This window comes from Rhizobium sp. BK251 (assembly GCF_004345245.1).
Classification (GTDB): domain Bacteria; phylum Pseudomonadota; class Alphaproteobacteria; order Rhizobiales; family Rhizobiaceae; genus Rhizobium.
Window position 1 is genome coordinate 348,849 of record NZ_SLUQ01000003.1, and the last position, 14,701, is coordinate 363,549.

Sequence of the window (14,701 nt, forward strand, 5' to 3'; positions counted from 1 at the left end):
GCTTCCGTCAACTAAATAGCGATTACAAATCAAACACCGCACATTTCGCGAACGGATTGTTTGCCGAGCGAAAAGTCCACCGCCGCGCGGGCGTGGATCGCGGTGGTATCGAAGCCGGGAAGGGGCAGTCGCGCAGGGTCGAGTATAAGGCAGATCTCGGTGCAGCCCAGTATGACGCTGTCTGCGCCGGCAGCCTTGGCTCTCTCAACAATCGCAACCAGCTTTTCGCGCGAAGTGTCCAGAATTCGGCCGGCGCAGAGTTCCTCGAAGATGACATCGTGGACGACTGTCCGGTCATCCGAGCCCGGAACCATGACCTCGATACCAAGCTCTGCCATGCGGTCGGTATAGAAGCCGTGCTCCATCGTGTAGCGCGTGGCAAGCAGGAGGGGACGATGGCGGCCAGCCGCCTTCAGGGCGCGAGCGGTCTCGTCGATGATGTCGATCAACAGCACGGATATGCGTGCAGCAACCTCTTCCGCCACGAGATGCATCGTGTTGGTGCAGATGAGGACGCAACCTGCACCGCCGATCTGCAGATTGAGCGCCGCATCGCCAAGCCGCGCCGCGGCGTCGTCCCATCGTCCGGCCTTCTGCAGGGCGACGATTTCCTCGAAGTTCACCGAACGAAGCAGCACCTCCGCCGAGGCGAGGCCGCCGCGTCGTTCACGCACCATTTCATTGACAAGCCGATAATAGACTGCCGAACTTTCAAAACTCATGCCGCCGATAAGGCCGATAACGCGCATATCAGTTCCTCTCTCCCATGCCGTGCCGGATCTGCGGTGATTATGCCAGAAACCGACGCCGCTTCTTTGCATTTTTTGCGCTATATTCTACAATACGCACAAGGCGTCGCGTGATTATAAGAATACGCGCTGAGTTTTTGCGCGACTATGCAGTGAGGCCAACCGTGCTTGATGAACGCGATCGCAAGATCCTAGACCTGTTACAAACTGACGCGGGGATATCCGTCACCGAGCTGGCCGACAAGGTGGCGCTTTCGGTATCCGCCTGTTCGCGCCGCATCCAACGCCTCGAGGAAAGCGGCCATATCGCCCGCCGGATCGTCGTCCTGGACCGAAACAAGATGGGCGTGCCGACCACCGTCTACGCGCTCATCAAAACCGTGCATCATTCGGACGACTGGATGGAGGTCTTCCGGAAGGCGATCGGCGACGTGCCGGAAATCGTGGAGGCCCATCGGCTGACGGGCAATCATGATTATATACTAAAGATCGTGCTGCCTCGTGTCGAGCAATACGACGTCGTCTACAAGAAGATCGTCCGCCGCGTCGAGCTGTTTGACGTGACGGCCTCCATTTCCATGGAAGAGCTGAAAAGCGGTCTCGGTGTTCCGGTGAACTACGCGGATTAGCCGCATAGCGCGCGGACAAGGAAATCTACACTGCAACGTGACCCGGCAGACCCAGTGTTCGGGCAGTCGGCTCGTCGCGCAGGATCAAGGCTGAAGGAACGGCAATGCCAGATCATCACGTCGTCGTCGTCGGAGGAGGCTTTGGGGGGATAGAGCTGATACATAAGCTGAAGGGGGCGCCCGTGCGTGTCACGCTGATCGACCGGCGAAACCATCACTTGTTCCAGCCGCTTCTCTATCAGGTCGCAACGACGTTGCTTGCCACATCCGAGATCGCATGGCCGATCCGCCACCTCTTTCGCGACCGGCGGGAGGTCACGACGCTTCTTGCCGAGGTCAACGGCGTCGACAGCAAGGCAAAGACGATATCGCTCCGCAACGGGCAGGCCATCGAATACGACACCCTGGTTTTGGCGACGGGCGCGACCCACGCCTATTTCGGCCATGACGAATGGGAGCCGGTGGCGCCGGGGCTGAAGACCCTCGAAGATGCGACGACCATCCGCCGCCGGGCACTGCTTGCATTTGAACAGGCGGAACTGGAGCAAGATCCGGCCGCTCGCGAGGCGCTGCTGACCTTTGCGATCGTCGGCGCGGGACCAACGGGCGTCGAGCTTGCCGGCATCATCGCGGAACTGGCGCACGAGACGCTTCCCAGGGAGTTCCGCCGCATCGATACGCACGCCGCGCGGGTCATGCTTATTGAAGCCGGGCCACGCATCCTCCCGGGCTTCGTCGAGGATCTTTCGGCATATGCCCGCGATGCGCTGAAGAAGCTCGGTGTCGAGGTCGTGACCGGTGCGCCCGTAACATCTTGCACAGCCGAGGGCGTGACGATCGGTGACAGCTTCCTGCCATGCCGAACCATCGTCTGGGCCGCCGGCGTGCAGGCCTCGCCCGCTGCCCGTTGGCTCGAAGCACCTGCCGACCGTGCGGGCCGCGTCATCGTCGAAAAGGATCTCAGCGCACCCGGCAATCCCGATGTCTTCGTCATCGGCGATACGGCCGCCGTCCAGACCTTGGATGGAAAGCCGGTTCCAGGGATTGCGCCGGCCGCCAAGCAACAGGGCGCCCATGTCGCGAAGATCATCCGCGCGCGGCTCTCGGGAAAGACATCTCCCGGACCCTTCCGCTACCGTCACCAGGGAAGCCTTGCGACAATCGGAAATAGAGAGGCGATCATCGACTTTGGGTGGATCAAGCTCAGGGGCGCGACCGCATGGTGGATATGGGGCCTTGCCCATATCTACTTCCTCATCGGAACACGCTGGCGTCTTGCCGTTGCCTGGAGTTGGCTGTGGATTTTTCTGAGCCGGCAGCACAGCGCGCGGCTGATAACCCAGAAGGAAACCATGCGGGACGAGGCCGCTTCCGAGCGCGAGCGCACCAACGTCAAGGCCTGAGGCAGGCCAAGATTCTCGCGACGTGATACCGAGCCTTGTCCGCCTCGCTTGACTACAAATGTAGACGAGTTCGCCCGGTCGGCAATTTTCGTGCAACGAAAGGCGGACAATTTTCCGCCGCCGAAGGCTAGGGCCTTCGGCCAGTCTTTTCGTGCGACCTCAAGCGATCCGGAGCATATGAGTGCGAACATCGCTCTCGGCGGCGATACATCGGGCGGGGCAGGGACCGATCCCGACCGTTGCCCATCAATGCCAACCTCGTCATTCACGCTTGACGGCGGAATCAATATCCGCCATAAGGCTCACGAACCGTACGGTACGGTACGCACAACGAGGAGCGGCGGTCATGCCGAATATTGCAGGAGAGCAAGGCGAGTTTTCGCCCCGCCAGAACGCGGTTCTGGAGCAGGCTCTCAGGCTGCTCGTCGATGGCGGCGAGAAGGCGCTGACGACCTCCGGTGTCGCGCGGGCCGCCAATTGCTCGAAGGAAAGCCTCTACAAGTGGTTCGGTGATCGCGACGGCCTGCTTTCTGCGATGATCGCCTATCAGGCGAGCAAGGTGCGCACCTTCGAACGCAATGGCGAACGCCTGACCGCAACCAGCCTTCATGATCACCTGGCAATCTTCGCACGCGATCTTCTCGAGGTGTTGGCGGGGGATGTCTCGCTGGCGCTCAACAGGCTAGCGATTGGCCAGTCCAACCGGGACGGCTCGAAGCTCGGCAAGCTGCTCCTAGAGCGCGGCCGACGTCAGATCGACCGGCGGGCGATGGCCCTGATCGATGCCGGCAGACGCGCCGGGCTGCTGCGCTTTGCGGATGCCGACGAGGCGTATCATACGCTTTACGGGCTCGTCGTTTCGGATCTGCATGTGCGCATGCTGCTTGGAGACGCCGGACCCAAGGATACCGGCCGGCAGGCAGAGAAGGCCGTTACGGCATTCCTCCGGCTTTATGGCACGGAAAAGGTTTCGACGGACGCAGTAGCGGCCGTCTGATGGTTCTTAACTGACAACAGACAAGCAAAGGGAAGGAAAAACTATGCGCGTCTATTACGATCGTGATGCCGACATCAACCTGATCAAGGCCAAGAAGGTCGCCATCATCGGCTACGGGTCGCAGGGCCGTGCCCATGCGCTGAATCTCAAGGACAGCGGCGCGCAGAACGTTGCGATCGCGCTCAAGAGCGGTTCAGCCACCGCCAAGAAGGCAGAAGCCGATGGCTTCAAGGTCATGACGGTTGCCGAAGCTGCCGCCTGGGCGGACCTCATGATGATGGCGACGCCCGACGAACTGCAGGCCGACATCTACAAGAACGAGATCGCTCCGAACATCCGTGACGGCGCTGCAATCGCCTTCGCCCACGGCCTCAACGTTCATTTCGGCCTTATCGAGCCGAAGGCGACCGTCGACGTCGTCATGATCGCGCCGAAGGGCCCGGGCCACACGGTTCGCGGCGAATACCAGAAGGGCGGCGGCGTTCCCTGCCTCGTCGCCGTCAACCAGAATCCGTCGGGCAATGCCCTTGAGCTCGCTCTCTCCTATGCCTGCGGCGTCGGCGGCGGACGTTCCGGCATCATCGAAACCAACTTCCGCGAAGAGTGCGAAACCGACCTCTTCGGCGAACAGGTCGTTCTCTGCGGCGGTCTTGTCGAGCTTATCCGCGCCGGCTTTGAAACGCTGGTCGAAGCAGGCTACGCGCCCGAGATGGCCTACTTCGAGTGCCTGCATGAAGTGAAGCTGATCGTCGACCTGATCTATGAAGGCGGCATTGCCAACATGAACTACTCGATCTCCAACACGGCCGAGTGGGGCGAATACGTCTCCGGTCCGCGCATCATCACCGCCGAGACGAAGGCCGAGATGAAGCGCGTCCTGAAGGACATCCAGACGGGCAAGTTCACGTCGGAATGGATGCAGGAATACCGTTCCGGCCTCGCACGCTTCAAGGGCATCCGTCGCTTGAACGACAGCCACCAGATCGAGGAAGTCGGCGCAAAGCTGCGCGGCATGATGCCCTGGATCGGCAAGAACAAGCTCGTCGACAAGGCAGTCAACTAAGTCCTCCCCAGACCGACGAACGCGGAAGCCGGGGTGCAAGCCCCGGCTTCCGTCGTTCTGGACTACATGTGCGGTGCTGGGCGGGCGCCTCGTTGGAATTCCCGCGATTTTCAACCTTTTCTGTCGCCGATCACGGTCCTTTGGAATACAAGACCTGAAACTTGTCACCGCGACAGGAAAATAGGTCAGTATTGTTGACATAAATGCCGCCGCATGGTGTGTTGGCGGACACCATAAGAAACGAGGAAACCCATGCTGAACTGGGAGAATATTTTCGCGACGCGTTCGTCCCGGATGCGCGCTTCGGAAATCCGCGAGCTCTTGAAACTGCTCGACCGGCCGGAGATCATCTCCTTCGCCGGCGGAATTCCGGACCCCGCACTTTTTCCCGACGACGAATTCAAGGCGGCCTATGCCGATATCTTTACAGGGCCGGCAGTACGATCGGCGCTGCAATATTCGGTGAGCGAAGGTTACAAGCCCCTCCGTGAATGGCTGGTGGGCCAGATGGCGGCACTCGGCATCCCCTGCACCGTCGACAACGTCTTCATCGTTTCCGGTTCGCAGCAGGGGCTCGACTATCTCGGCAAGCTGTTCCTGTCGCCGAAGGACACCGCGCTCGTTACCTGGCCTACCTATCTGGGGGCGCTGCAGGCATTCAACGCCTACGAGCCGACCTATGACCAGTTGTCGCCGAACGGCAACCGCACCCCTGAAGCCTATCGCGCGACGGCAGAGGAGGCGGGCGGCAAGGTGAAGTTTGCCTATCTTTCCGTGGATTTCGCCAATCCGACCGGCGAGACCGTCGATCGCGAAGGCCGCGAGAAGGTGATCGAACTTGCCGACGAGCTGGACATTGCGATCATCGAGGACGCCGCCTACCAGTCGCTGCGTTACAACGGCGAGGCAATCCCGCCGATCCTGGCGCTGGAGATCGCGCACAAGGGCGACATCGAGGCTACCCGCACCATTTACTGTGGCAGCTTCTCCAAGACACTCGCGCCGGGGCTGCGCGTCGGCTTCATCGTTGCCAATGCACCGATAATCCGCAAGCTGGTGTTGATGAAGCAGGCGGCTGACCTGCATTCCTCGACCATCAATCAGATGGCGATCCACCTCGTTGCCGAACGCGGATTCGATGCGCAGGTCGCAAAGATCAAGGAAGTCTACAGCCAGCGCCGCGACTGTATGCTTGCCGCGCTTGCCAGGCACATGCCGAAGGGCGTGACCTGGACGAAGCCGGAAGGCGGCATGTTCATCTGGATCACCTTGCCCGAGGGGATGGACGGGGCAAAGCTCCTGGCACGATCGCTTGAGACCGCGAAGGTCGCATTCGTGCCGGGCCAGGCATTCTTCGCCGATGGTAGCGGCGCCAATACCTTCCGCGTCAGTTTCTCCTGCGCGAACGACGAGATGATCGAAGAGGGCATCGGCCGCCTCGGCCGACTGATCGCTGACGAGATCGGCGGCTGACGCGCCGCCGGCCTCGATGATCGATCAGAAGATCGTCGTCCAGCCTTCATTGGCCGTTTCGCTCTTGCCGTAGCCGACCCGGTCGGCCACGGCACCCTCGGCGTTGACGAGAATGATGTCACCGCCCTTGTTGCCGAGTTGCGGGCCGCCGGCAGCGCCATTGAGCGGTATGGTGCGAAACTCGCCCGCGGCAAGTGTCCCGTTCAACGTCTGGCTCTTGCCCGAACCATCCCTGATGCGCCAACCGTCCAGCGCTGCGGCCATGTCCGAGCGATTGGCGATGGTGACCGTTTCAGCCTCCGTGCCTCCCGGTCCGTTCACAGGATTGATGAGGGCAGCGACAATCCTGATGGAGGATGCGACGACGGGCTGCGGACGACGCGTTCCTTCGCCACGCCCCTGGCCACCGCGCTCTGCGGATACGGGGTCGCCGGTGACGGGGTCGGTATTCCAGTTCTGCGTCTGAAAACCGAGGAAGATTGCGACCCACTCGTTCGTGTCGGTGAAATGGATCAGCAGTGCTCCATCCTGGTTCGGCCCGTTGGTCGCCTTGAAACTCCCGCCATCGCCCTGGTTCATGTGGATGTCGTGGATGCCGTTTCCCGGCTTGAAGTTGAAATACTGGTCCGGCTTGTTTTGCTCCGGTCCCCATGCTTCGCCGAAGGCGTAGAAATGGATGGCATCGTCGGATATGGCCTCCTGGACGATCGGCTCGATAAAATCGCGCAGGTCGTTTCGCGGACCCGAGAGCTGAAAAGGCGCAACATCCATGTCGTCGCGCTCGATCATGCCGCCGCGGACGTAGTCGATTGCGAGTTCGGGCCGGTCCCTGCGGATGTCGGTGAGGCCCATGGGCAGCGCTTCCAGTGCTGCGATCATGGGATGCTGGAAGTCCGTCACGTTCGCGTAGAGCAAGTCGTGCGGTGTCTCCTTGGAACGAACGTTGACCGCAATACGATAGCTGACGCCGGCGGCTTCGATGCGGATTTCGATGTGCGGATCGTTGTCGTCGTCCAGAGCCAGATCCGAGGCCGTCCCCTTCAGCACCTTGTAGTTCCTGAGCATCTTCGATCCTCCCCCAGTTGCGCTAGGAAGTGTCAGAATGAGCTTCAAAGATGCATCTTTTGTGGCATGGAGGCGCCGCGGCTCAACGTTTCGTGGTGCCGCGGCGCTGGGCCATCAACCCTCCCGAAGATATTGGCCAAAGAGCTGCATATCGGCCTCACCGAGGCGATCGCTTGCCGTGTTCAGCTGGTGCCAATAGGGATAGATGACCGGCGGAGCGCTGACTTCGTCCAGCCGCTTGCGTTCCTCGTCGGAGAGCTTCAGTTCCACGGCGGCAAGATTGTCCTTGAACTGGGCTTCGGTGCGCCCGCCGATGATGACCGAGGTCACCGCACTGCGGCCGATGAGCCAGGCGAGCGCGACCTGCGCCGCCGAGACGCCACGCTCGTTTCCGATCGCGACCAGCGTCTCGACGATGTCCCAGAGCCGGTTCTCATCGCGAATCGGCGGTTCCGTCCAGCCGGCAAACTGTCGAGTTCCTTCCGGCGCTGCCTTGTTCCGCTGGTGCTTGCCGGAGAGCAGGCCTCCCGCAAGCGGGCTCCAGACGAGGACGCCGAGACCCTGGTCCACGGAGATCGGCAGAAGCTCGTATTCGGCATCGCGGGCTTCGAGCGTATAGTGGATCTGCTGGCTCACGAAGCGCTGGTACTTGTGTTCGTTGGCAATGCCGAGCGCCTTCATGATGTGCCAGCCTGAATAGTTCGAGCAACCGACGTAGCGCACCTTGCCTTGCTTGATCAGCGTGTCGAGCGCTTCCATCGTCTCTTCGAGCGGCGTCTGTGCGTCCCATTCGTGGACCTGATAGAGGTCGATGACGTCAGTCTTCATTCGCTTGAGGCTTGCTTCGCATTCGCGGATCAGGTGATAGCGCGAAAGGCCGCGGTCGTTCGGTCCGTCGCCCATGGCATAGCGAGCCTTGGTGGCGAGCAGCACGCCGTTCGGCCGCTTGCCGTTCAGCACTTCGCCTATGATCCGCTCGGACTCGCCACCCGAATAGGCATTGGCCGTGTCGATCAGATTGACCCCGGCGTCGAGGCAGAGATCGATCATTCGGCGTGCCTCCGACACACCAAGGTCCCCGACAGTCCTTGCCCAGCCGACGCCGCCGAACGTCATCGTGCCCATCGTGATTGTTGATATCTTCAGGCCCGAACGGCCGAGCAGGCGATACTCCATGACTTTGCTCCATGAAATTGCTTGAGGGACGCACCAAGGTAGGGGCAGGATGAGGAATTTGCTCTTGCCCGACGGTGAGCCAGTCGTAAAAGCGGATGATGCGACGTGAAGCTAGAACAGAGAAGGGGTCGGCACAATGGCCAACGAACAGGACCGTATGACGCAACTTGAGGAGCTTGCCGCCCATCAGGCCAAGACCATCGAGGAGCTATCCGACCAGATCGCCGATCAATGGAAGACGATCGAACAGTTGCGCGCCAAGCTTGACCGGCTCACCGAGCGTTTCCTCACACTTGAGGAACGGTCGCTCGAAGCGCCTGCGGTGACCAGACCACCCCATTATTGAGGTGCGCGACGGAGCCTTCCGACGAAAAGCAGCCTGTCACATTCATGTTAAGTGGCGTCACTATGCATCGATCCCGACGCGCACATGCGAGGAAGGATCACCTTATGAAGACGCTGCTCTCAGCCTTTACCGCCCTTATCGCCGCCGGCCTGCTTGCCACATCCGCCGATGCTGCCAATCTCGTTCTCTACACCAGCCAGCCGAACGAGGATGCGCAGGCGACCGTGGACGGTTTCATGGCCGCCAATCCTGACATCAAGGTCGATTGGGTCCGCGATGGCACGCCGAAAATCATCGCCAAGCTGCAGGCGGAAATCGCCGCCGGGAACCCTGTTGCCGACGTGCTGCTGATCGCAGACACGGTGACGCTGGAGCGCCTGAAGCAGGAGGGCAGGCTGCTTGCCTACAAGTCGCCCGAGGCTGCGAACTACGATGCCGCCCTCTATGATGCGGACGGCTACTATTATTCGACGAAACTGATCACGACCGGGATCGTCTACAACACCGCTGCATCGCTGAAGCCGACGAGCTGGCAGGACCTTGCAAAGCCGGAAGCCAAGGGTCTCGTTACCATGCCGAGCCCGCTGACGTCCGGCGCTGCGCTCATCCATGCTCAGACGCTTGCGGGCGTCGATGGTCTGGGCTGGGATTACTATCGCCATCTTTCTGAAAACGGTGCGACCGCTGCCGGCGGCAATGGCGCCGTGCTGAAGTCGGTGGCGTCAGGCGAGAAGGCCTATGGCATGGTGGTCGACTACATGCCGATCCGTGAGAAAGCCAAGGGCGCTCCGGTGGAGTTCGTCTTCCCGGCCGAGGGCGTGTCGGCCGTCACCGAGCCGGTCGGCATCCTTGCCAGCAGCAAGAATGCCGAAGCCGCTGAGAAATTCGTGGACTATGTGCTTTCCGAGCAAGGTCAGGAGGGCTTCGTCAAGCTCGGCTACATCCCGGCACGCAACGGGATGAAGCTGCCGGAAGGCTTCCCCTCGCGCGACAGCATCAAGGTACTGCCGATCAACGCGGCGGCTGCCCTGAAGAACACGGATGAGGACTTGAAGACCTTCTCAGGCATCTACGGATCGAACTGATACGCGATGAACGGATATGCCCGCCCAGGAATCAGCCAGCCAAGCTGGCTGCTTCCTTTTGTCGTCACCGTGGTGCTGTTCCTCTGCGTCCTGCCGCTCGGGCGATTGGCGCAGGTCGGAATCGCGGCGTTGTCGCGGGATGGTGCCTACTCACTCCTCACTGATCCCTCGCTTTGGCAGGCGGCCTGGTACACGATATCGACCGCTGTCCTGGGTACGATCGCCTCCGTTATCCTTGGATCTATCTTCGCTTTCCTGCTGACGCTCGCCGACATGCGGGGCAAGGGGATGCTGAGCTTTCTCTTCGTGCTGCCGATGATGATCCCGCCGCAGGTGACGGCACTCGCCTGGGTGCAGATGTCTGGACCATCGAGCCCGCTTCTCAAGGCGCTGCATCTGGCTCCGCCGCTCGGCTCCCCCCAACCGCTCTATTCTGCCGGCGGCATCGCGCTTCTCTATGGCGTCCAACATGCGCCGCTTGTCTATCTCGCGTTGAGGGCAGGGCTGATGGCGCTGCCGCGCGAGGGCGTGGAGGCGGCAAGGCTATCCGGCGCCTCTGGCTCGATGGTCTTTCGCGACATCATCCTGCCTCTTTCCATGCCCGGCATCATTGCGGGCGCCGCCATCGCCTTCGTCTCCTCCACCGGCAATTTCGGCATTCCGGCGATCCTCGGCATTCCGGCGGGCATCTACACGCTGCCGACCCTGATCTTTACGAAGTTTGCCGCCTTCAGCAGCCGCACCTTCGGAGACGTCGCTTTGATTTCGGCCATCATCGCCATGATTGCTGTCGCAGGTCTGGCGATACAGGAACGCGCCCTGAAGGGTCGGGATTATCGCGTGATCGGCCTGACCGGAGCTTCCGCAGTCCTCACGCTCGGCCGATTGCGCTTGCCTGCCGAGATATTTCTCTGGGCAATTCTGTTTGTTATGCTCGTCGCACCCTTTCTGGCCCTGCTTGCCGGGGCGCTGGTGCCTGCCTTCGGCGTGCCGCTGACGCTCCGCACGATGTCCTTCCATGCCTTTGAAGAGATCCTGTTCCGACAGCCGATCACGCGGACAGCATTTTCAAATTCTCTTTTTCTTTCAGTAACCACTGCTGTTTGCCTCATCTTCGTGACCGTGCTCGCTGCGTATCTCATCACGTTACGCAAGAATGTGGTGGCAAGACTGATCGCCGGGCTGATCGAAATTCCATACTCGTTGCCGGGGATCGTGATCGCGGTCTCCTTCATTCTCGTCTTCGCGGCTCCGATTCCGCTACTCAATCTGACTCTCTACGGCACGATCTGGCTCATCCTCCTGGCTTATCTCTCGAGTTTCTTTGCCGTCAGTCTCAAGCCGGTCGTCAGCGCCTTCCAGCAACTCGATCCGGCGCTCGAGGAAGCAGCCAGGCTTTCGGGTGCCGGTTTTCTTCGCCGGCTTTGCGATATCCTGGTGCCGCTCATCGCGCCCGCAGCGGGTGCGTCGGTCATTCTCGTGTTTCTCATCGCCTGCAACGAGCTCACGATCTCGGCGCTGCTCTGGTCAGCCGGGACGCAAACGCTCGGTGTGGTGATCTACAATCTCGACGATAGCGGCAGCTCTGATCTTGCCTCCGCCATGTCCGTGCTGGTGGTCGTCATGGTCGTCTTCATGATGGTCCTGCTGGAACTCCTCGCAAAGCGCCTGCCGAGAGGAGTCGTGCCTTGGCGAAACTGACGCTCAATCAAGTGACGAAGGATTTCGGCACAGGCCGACCAGCGGTAAATTCGCTCTCGCTTGATGTCCGGGAGGGTGGTTTCCTTGCTCTGCTCGGGCCCTCGGGCTGCGGCAAGACGACGGTGCTCAGGATGATTGCCGGTTTCGAGCAGCCGACGGACGGCTCCATCCATCTCGGCGAGCGCCTGCTTGCCGATGCCTCGCGGTCCCTGCCGCCGGAGCGGCGCAACATGGCGATGGTCTTCCAGTCCTATGCGCTTTGGCCGCATATGAGCGTCGCAGACAATGTGGGCTATCCACTGAAGGTTCGCGGCGTAACTGGCAGACCCTACAAAGAAAAAGTCCGGCACGCGCTGGCGGCAGTCAGGCTCGATGCCTACGCCGAACGGCGTCCGGCGGAGCTTTCCGGAGGCCAGAGGCAGCGCGTCGCACTGGCGAGGTGTCTCGTGACATCGCCTGATGTCGTCCTTCTGGACGAGCCGCTTGCCAATCTCGACCGCCACCTGAAGCAGGAGATGGAGGAAACGTTCCGCGAATTCCACCAGCGTTCCGGCGCCACGATGATCTATGTCACTCACGACCAGAGCGAGGCCATGGCGCTCGCAAGCGATGTCGCGGTGATGGCTGATGGCCGCCTTTTGCAGATCGCAGCCCCGGCCGATATCTACGCGCGCCCGGAGGGACGGGTGGTCGGCGGCCTTATCGGGCGTGGGACGGTCCTGAAGCTGCGGTCCGCCCGCAGAGAGCCGCGTTTGTTCGACTGGGCAGGGATCGAGCCCATGCTGAGGGCAGAGGGATTGGACGGCGAGGAGGCCGAAGTCCTGGTGCGCCCGGAGGATGTCATCGCCGATCCATCGGGGATCACCTGCCGGGTGGAGGCGGTCCTTTTCGAGGGGGAGCGCTACGCCCTGCGACTTGCATTGCGCGACGGGCAGGTGCTGCGGGCCTATAGCCGCGAAAGCGTGCCGCCCGGCGCCCAACTGGCCGTCATCATCCGCTCGGCCTGGAGGCTCTAGCGGAGGTTATATTTCCTTGCCTGCCCGGATTTTGCATTTGCGCGGCTGCGGGTTAGATATGGTCCAGCCCAATCGGAAATGCCTCATGTCATTTCGCCTCGCCACCTTCAATATCGAAAACCTGCTGACGCGGTTCGATTTCACCGGATTCCGCAATCAGCTGCGACAGGACCGGGTGCTCCGCCTTTTCGACGTCCGAAGCGAAGGCATCTACCAGCAGCTGGAGCAGGCGCGTGTCATTTCGCTTACGGACGATACCCGCCAGATGACGGCGCTAGCCGTCGCTGACACCGATGCGGACATCATCTGTCTGCAGGAGGTCGACAATCTCGCGGCCATGCACGCCTTCGAGTATGGCTATCTCTTCCGTATGGTCGGAAGCGGATACCGGCAGAAATATCTCGTGGAAGGCAACGACAGCAGAGGCATCGATGTCGGGGTGATGATGCGCGAGGAAACGCGCGATGGCCAAAAGATCGAACTGGTCGACATCCGCAGCCATGCGGCCCTCACATACGGCGATCTTGGCCTCTTCAACGATGAATTGGGTTCGACGCTGCGCCGGGAGGACAAGATATTCAAGCGTGACTGCATCGAGCTCGATCTCAAGATTGGTGGAGTGCCGCTTTCGCTTTTCGTGGTTCATTTCAAGTCCATGGGAAATGGTCGCGAAGGGGCCGACGGAAGGCTGGGCACGCTGCCGATTCGCAGGGCCGAGGCGCTTGCCGCGCGTCATATCATCGAGACACGCTTCGGCATGGAGCGTACTTCTGCCAGCAATTTCGTCATCTGTGGTGACATGAACGACTATCAAGAGAAGGTGAACGTGATCGGCGACCGCCGCAGCGGCTACCGGTTCGAATACCGTCAGGAATCGGAAAGCGCACTCGACGTCTTCAGCCGCGACGGCTTCGCGGAGAATGTGATGCTGAGGCGCGATCCGCTGGATCGCTGGACGCTCTATCACGCACGCGGACCGGCGGAGCAATGGCTCTGCCAGCTTGACTATCTCTGGCTTTCACCGGCACTCGCCGAAGCCAATGCCGGGCGCGTGCCGGAGGTGATACGCGCCGGCCAGCCCTTCCGCACCGTCTTCCCGCCGGGCCAGGAGGTCGAACGCTATCCGCGCATCGGCTGGGATCGGCCGAAGGCCTCCGACCACTGCCCGGTCGTCATGACATTGGATCTCCCATGAATGCGATCTCTCAAGACGACGAGGCCAGCTGGCCGCCGAAGAAGGTGGCTTTCCAGGTCCGCAGCATCGACCTGCGGGTCCTGGAAGGAGAGCATCCCTATCATCTTCGCGAGCAAGAAGCTGCGCGCAGGAACTGGCAGCAGGAGCTTCAGACAACGCCTGCGCTCTACGACGGGGAGATGGTTCTTCAACACCGGCTTTCCCTGAGGGACGGCCACGTTCGCGGCGAGGCCTATCTTGTCCCGTTCTCGACGTTTCTCTGGTGGCGAAAGAGCAGATTGCCCAATACTGCCTTTCACCTCTTTGCGTTCGCGCTGGTCGTTTCTTCCGACGGCGCCATTGTCGCGATCCGCATGGGGAAGCATACGGCCAATGCCGGGCGGGTCTATTGCGCGGCAGGATCGCTCGACGCCCACGACATCGTCGACGGGCGCTGCGACATCGCAGGCAACATGCGGCGTGAAGTCCTGGAGGAGACGGGCCTCGACCTCGAGGAGGCAACAGCGGAGCCGAACTACTTCGGCCTGCATATGCGACGCGCAATAACGCTCATGCGCGTCTTCCGGTTCGATCTCTCGGCGGACGAGCTCATCGAGCGGATTCACGCCCATATGCTGGTCGACGAGGAGAAGGAGATCGACGGCGCAGTTGCGATCTGGTCCGCAGATCCAGACGCCCATCCGTATATCCCGGAGATGCAGCTGGTCATCGACTGGTATTTCAACAGGCGGGCCTGATTTTATCGCCTTGCACTCGCGGGCTGGCTCGGGCAGTTTTGCGCTTCGATGACCGATTCAGGGAGG

At 61.1% G+C, this 14,701-nt stretch carries 14 protein-coding genes; 11 read left to right on the top strand and 3 right to left on the bottom strand.

The window, feature by feature from the left end; genetic code table 11:
* Positions 1 to 29: 29 nt before the first annotated feature.
* Positions 30 to 749, bottom strand: coding sequence for an aspartate/glutamate racemase family protein (locus tag EV286_RS08715; protein ID WP_132956634.1), 720 nt, complete (start codon positions 747 to 749; stop codon positions 30 to 32).
* Between the two features lie 164 nt (positions 750 to 913).
* Here EV286_RS08715 and EV286_RS08720 point away from each other — a divergent pair, with 164 nt between their 5' ends.
* From EV286_RS08720 to EV286_RS08740, 5 genes are all read left to right on the top strand, one after another.
* Complete coding sequence (locus tag EV286_RS08720) at positions 914 to 1,378, top strand: Lrp/AsnC family transcriptional regulator (protein ID WP_132956635.1); 465 nt, start codon at positions 914 to 916, stop codon at positions 1,376 to 1,378.
* Between the two features lie 104 nt (positions 1,379 to 1,482).
* Positions 1,483 to 2,781, top strand: a complete 1,299-nt coding sequence (locus EV286_RS08725) for an NAD(P)/FAD-dependent oxidoreductase (protein ID WP_132956636.1) — start codon at positions 1,483 to 1,485, stop codon at positions 2,779 to 2,781.
* 346 nt (positions 2,782 to 3,127) lie between these two features.
* Positions 3,128 to 3,778 carry a TetR/AcrR family transcriptional regulator gene (locus EV286_RS08730; protein WP_132956637.1) on the top strand — a complete coding sequence of 217 codons (651 nt, stop codon included), beginning with the start codon at positions 3,128 to 3,130 and terminating at the stop codon, positions 3,776 to 3,778.
* Between the two features lie 10 nt (positions 3,779 to 3,788).
* Positions 3,789 to 4,841 (top strand): ketol-acid reductoisomerase, encoded by a 1,053-nt coding sequence (ilvC, locus tag EV286_RS08735; RefSeq protein ID WP_281041082.1) that lies wholly within the window; start codon positions 3,789 to 3,791, stop codon positions 4,839 to 4,841.
* A gap of 252 nt (positions 4,842 to 5,093) precedes the next feature.
* Positions 5,094 to 6,314 (top strand): PLP-dependent aminotransferase family protein, encoded by a 1,221-nt coding sequence (locus EV286_RS08740; protein WP_132956639.1) that lies wholly within the window; start codon positions 5,094 to 5,096, stop codon positions 6,312 to 6,314.
* A gap of 24 nt (positions 6,315 to 6,338) precedes the next feature.
* On the opposite strand, the gene EV286_RS08745 is transcribed toward EV286_RS08740, so the two are convergent.
* Together EV286_RS08745 and EV286_RS08750 are read right to left on the bottom strand one after the other, a co-directional pair.
* The gene (locus EV286_RS08745; RefSeq protein ID WP_132956640.1) at positions 6,339 to 7,379 is read right to left on the bottom strand and encodes a DUF2278 family protein; all 1,041 of its coding nucleotides are present in this window, start codon (positions 7,377 to 7,379) and stop codon (positions 6,339 to 6,341) included.
* 114 nt (positions 7,380 to 7,493) lie between these two features.
* Positions 7,494 to 8,555 carry an aldo/keto reductase gene (locus EV286_RS08750; protein WP_132956641.1) on the bottom strand — a complete coding sequence of 354 codons (1,062 nt, stop codon included), beginning with the start codon at positions 8,553 to 8,555 and terminating at the stop codon, positions 7,494 to 7,496.
* A gap of 136 nt (positions 8,556 to 8,691) precedes the next feature.
* On the opposite strand from EV286_RS08750, the gene EV286_RS08755 reads away from it, so the two are divergent.
* The 6 genes from EV286_RS08755 (at position 8,692) to EV286_RS08780 (ending at position 14,635) form a co-directional block, all read left to right on the top strand.
* Positions 8,692 to 8,901, top strand: coding sequence for a SlyX family protein (locus tag EV286_RS08755; protein ID WP_132956642.1), 210 nt, complete (start codon positions 8,692 to 8,694; stop codon positions 8,899 to 8,901).
* A gap of 104 nt (positions 8,902 to 9,005) precedes the next feature.
* On the top strand, positions 9,006 to 9,986 hold the full coding sequence (locus tag EV286_RS08760; protein WP_132956643.1) for an ABC transporter substrate-binding protein: 981 nt from the start codon (positions 9,006 to 9,008) through the stop codon (positions 9,984 to 9,986).
* 6 nt (positions 9,987 to 9,992) lie between these two features.
* A complete protein-coding gene (locus EV286_RS08765; protein ID WP_132956644.1) occupies positions 9,993 to 11,687 on the top strand; it encodes an iron ABC transporter permease in 1,695 nt (564 codons plus the stop codon).
* Positions 11,675 to 12,703: an ABC transporter ATP-binding protein gene (locus EV286_RS08770; RefSeq protein WP_132956645.1), complete on the top strand. Its 1,029-nt coding sequence runs from the start codon at positions 11,675 to 11,677 to the stop codon at positions 12,701 to 12,703. Before EV286_RS08765 ends, EV286_RS08770 begins: the two co-directional genes overlap by 13 nt.
* Positions 12,704 to 12,788: 85 nt before the next feature.
* Complete coding sequence (locus EV286_RS08775) at positions 12,789 to 13,898, top strand: endonuclease/exonuclease/phosphatase family protein (RefSeq protein WP_132956646.1); 1,110 nt, start codon at positions 12,789 to 12,791, stop codon at positions 13,896 to 13,898.
* Positions 13,895 to 14,635 carry an NUDIX hydrolase gene (locus EV286_RS08780; protein WP_132956647.1) on the top strand — a complete coding sequence of 247 codons (741 nt, stop codon included), beginning with the start codon at positions 13,895 to 13,897 and terminating at the stop codon, positions 14,633 to 14,635. The genes EV286_RS08775 and EV286_RS08780 overlap by 4 nt, the downstream gene beginning before the upstream one ends.
* The last annotated feature ends 66 nt before the right edge of the window (positions 14,636 to 14,701 follow it).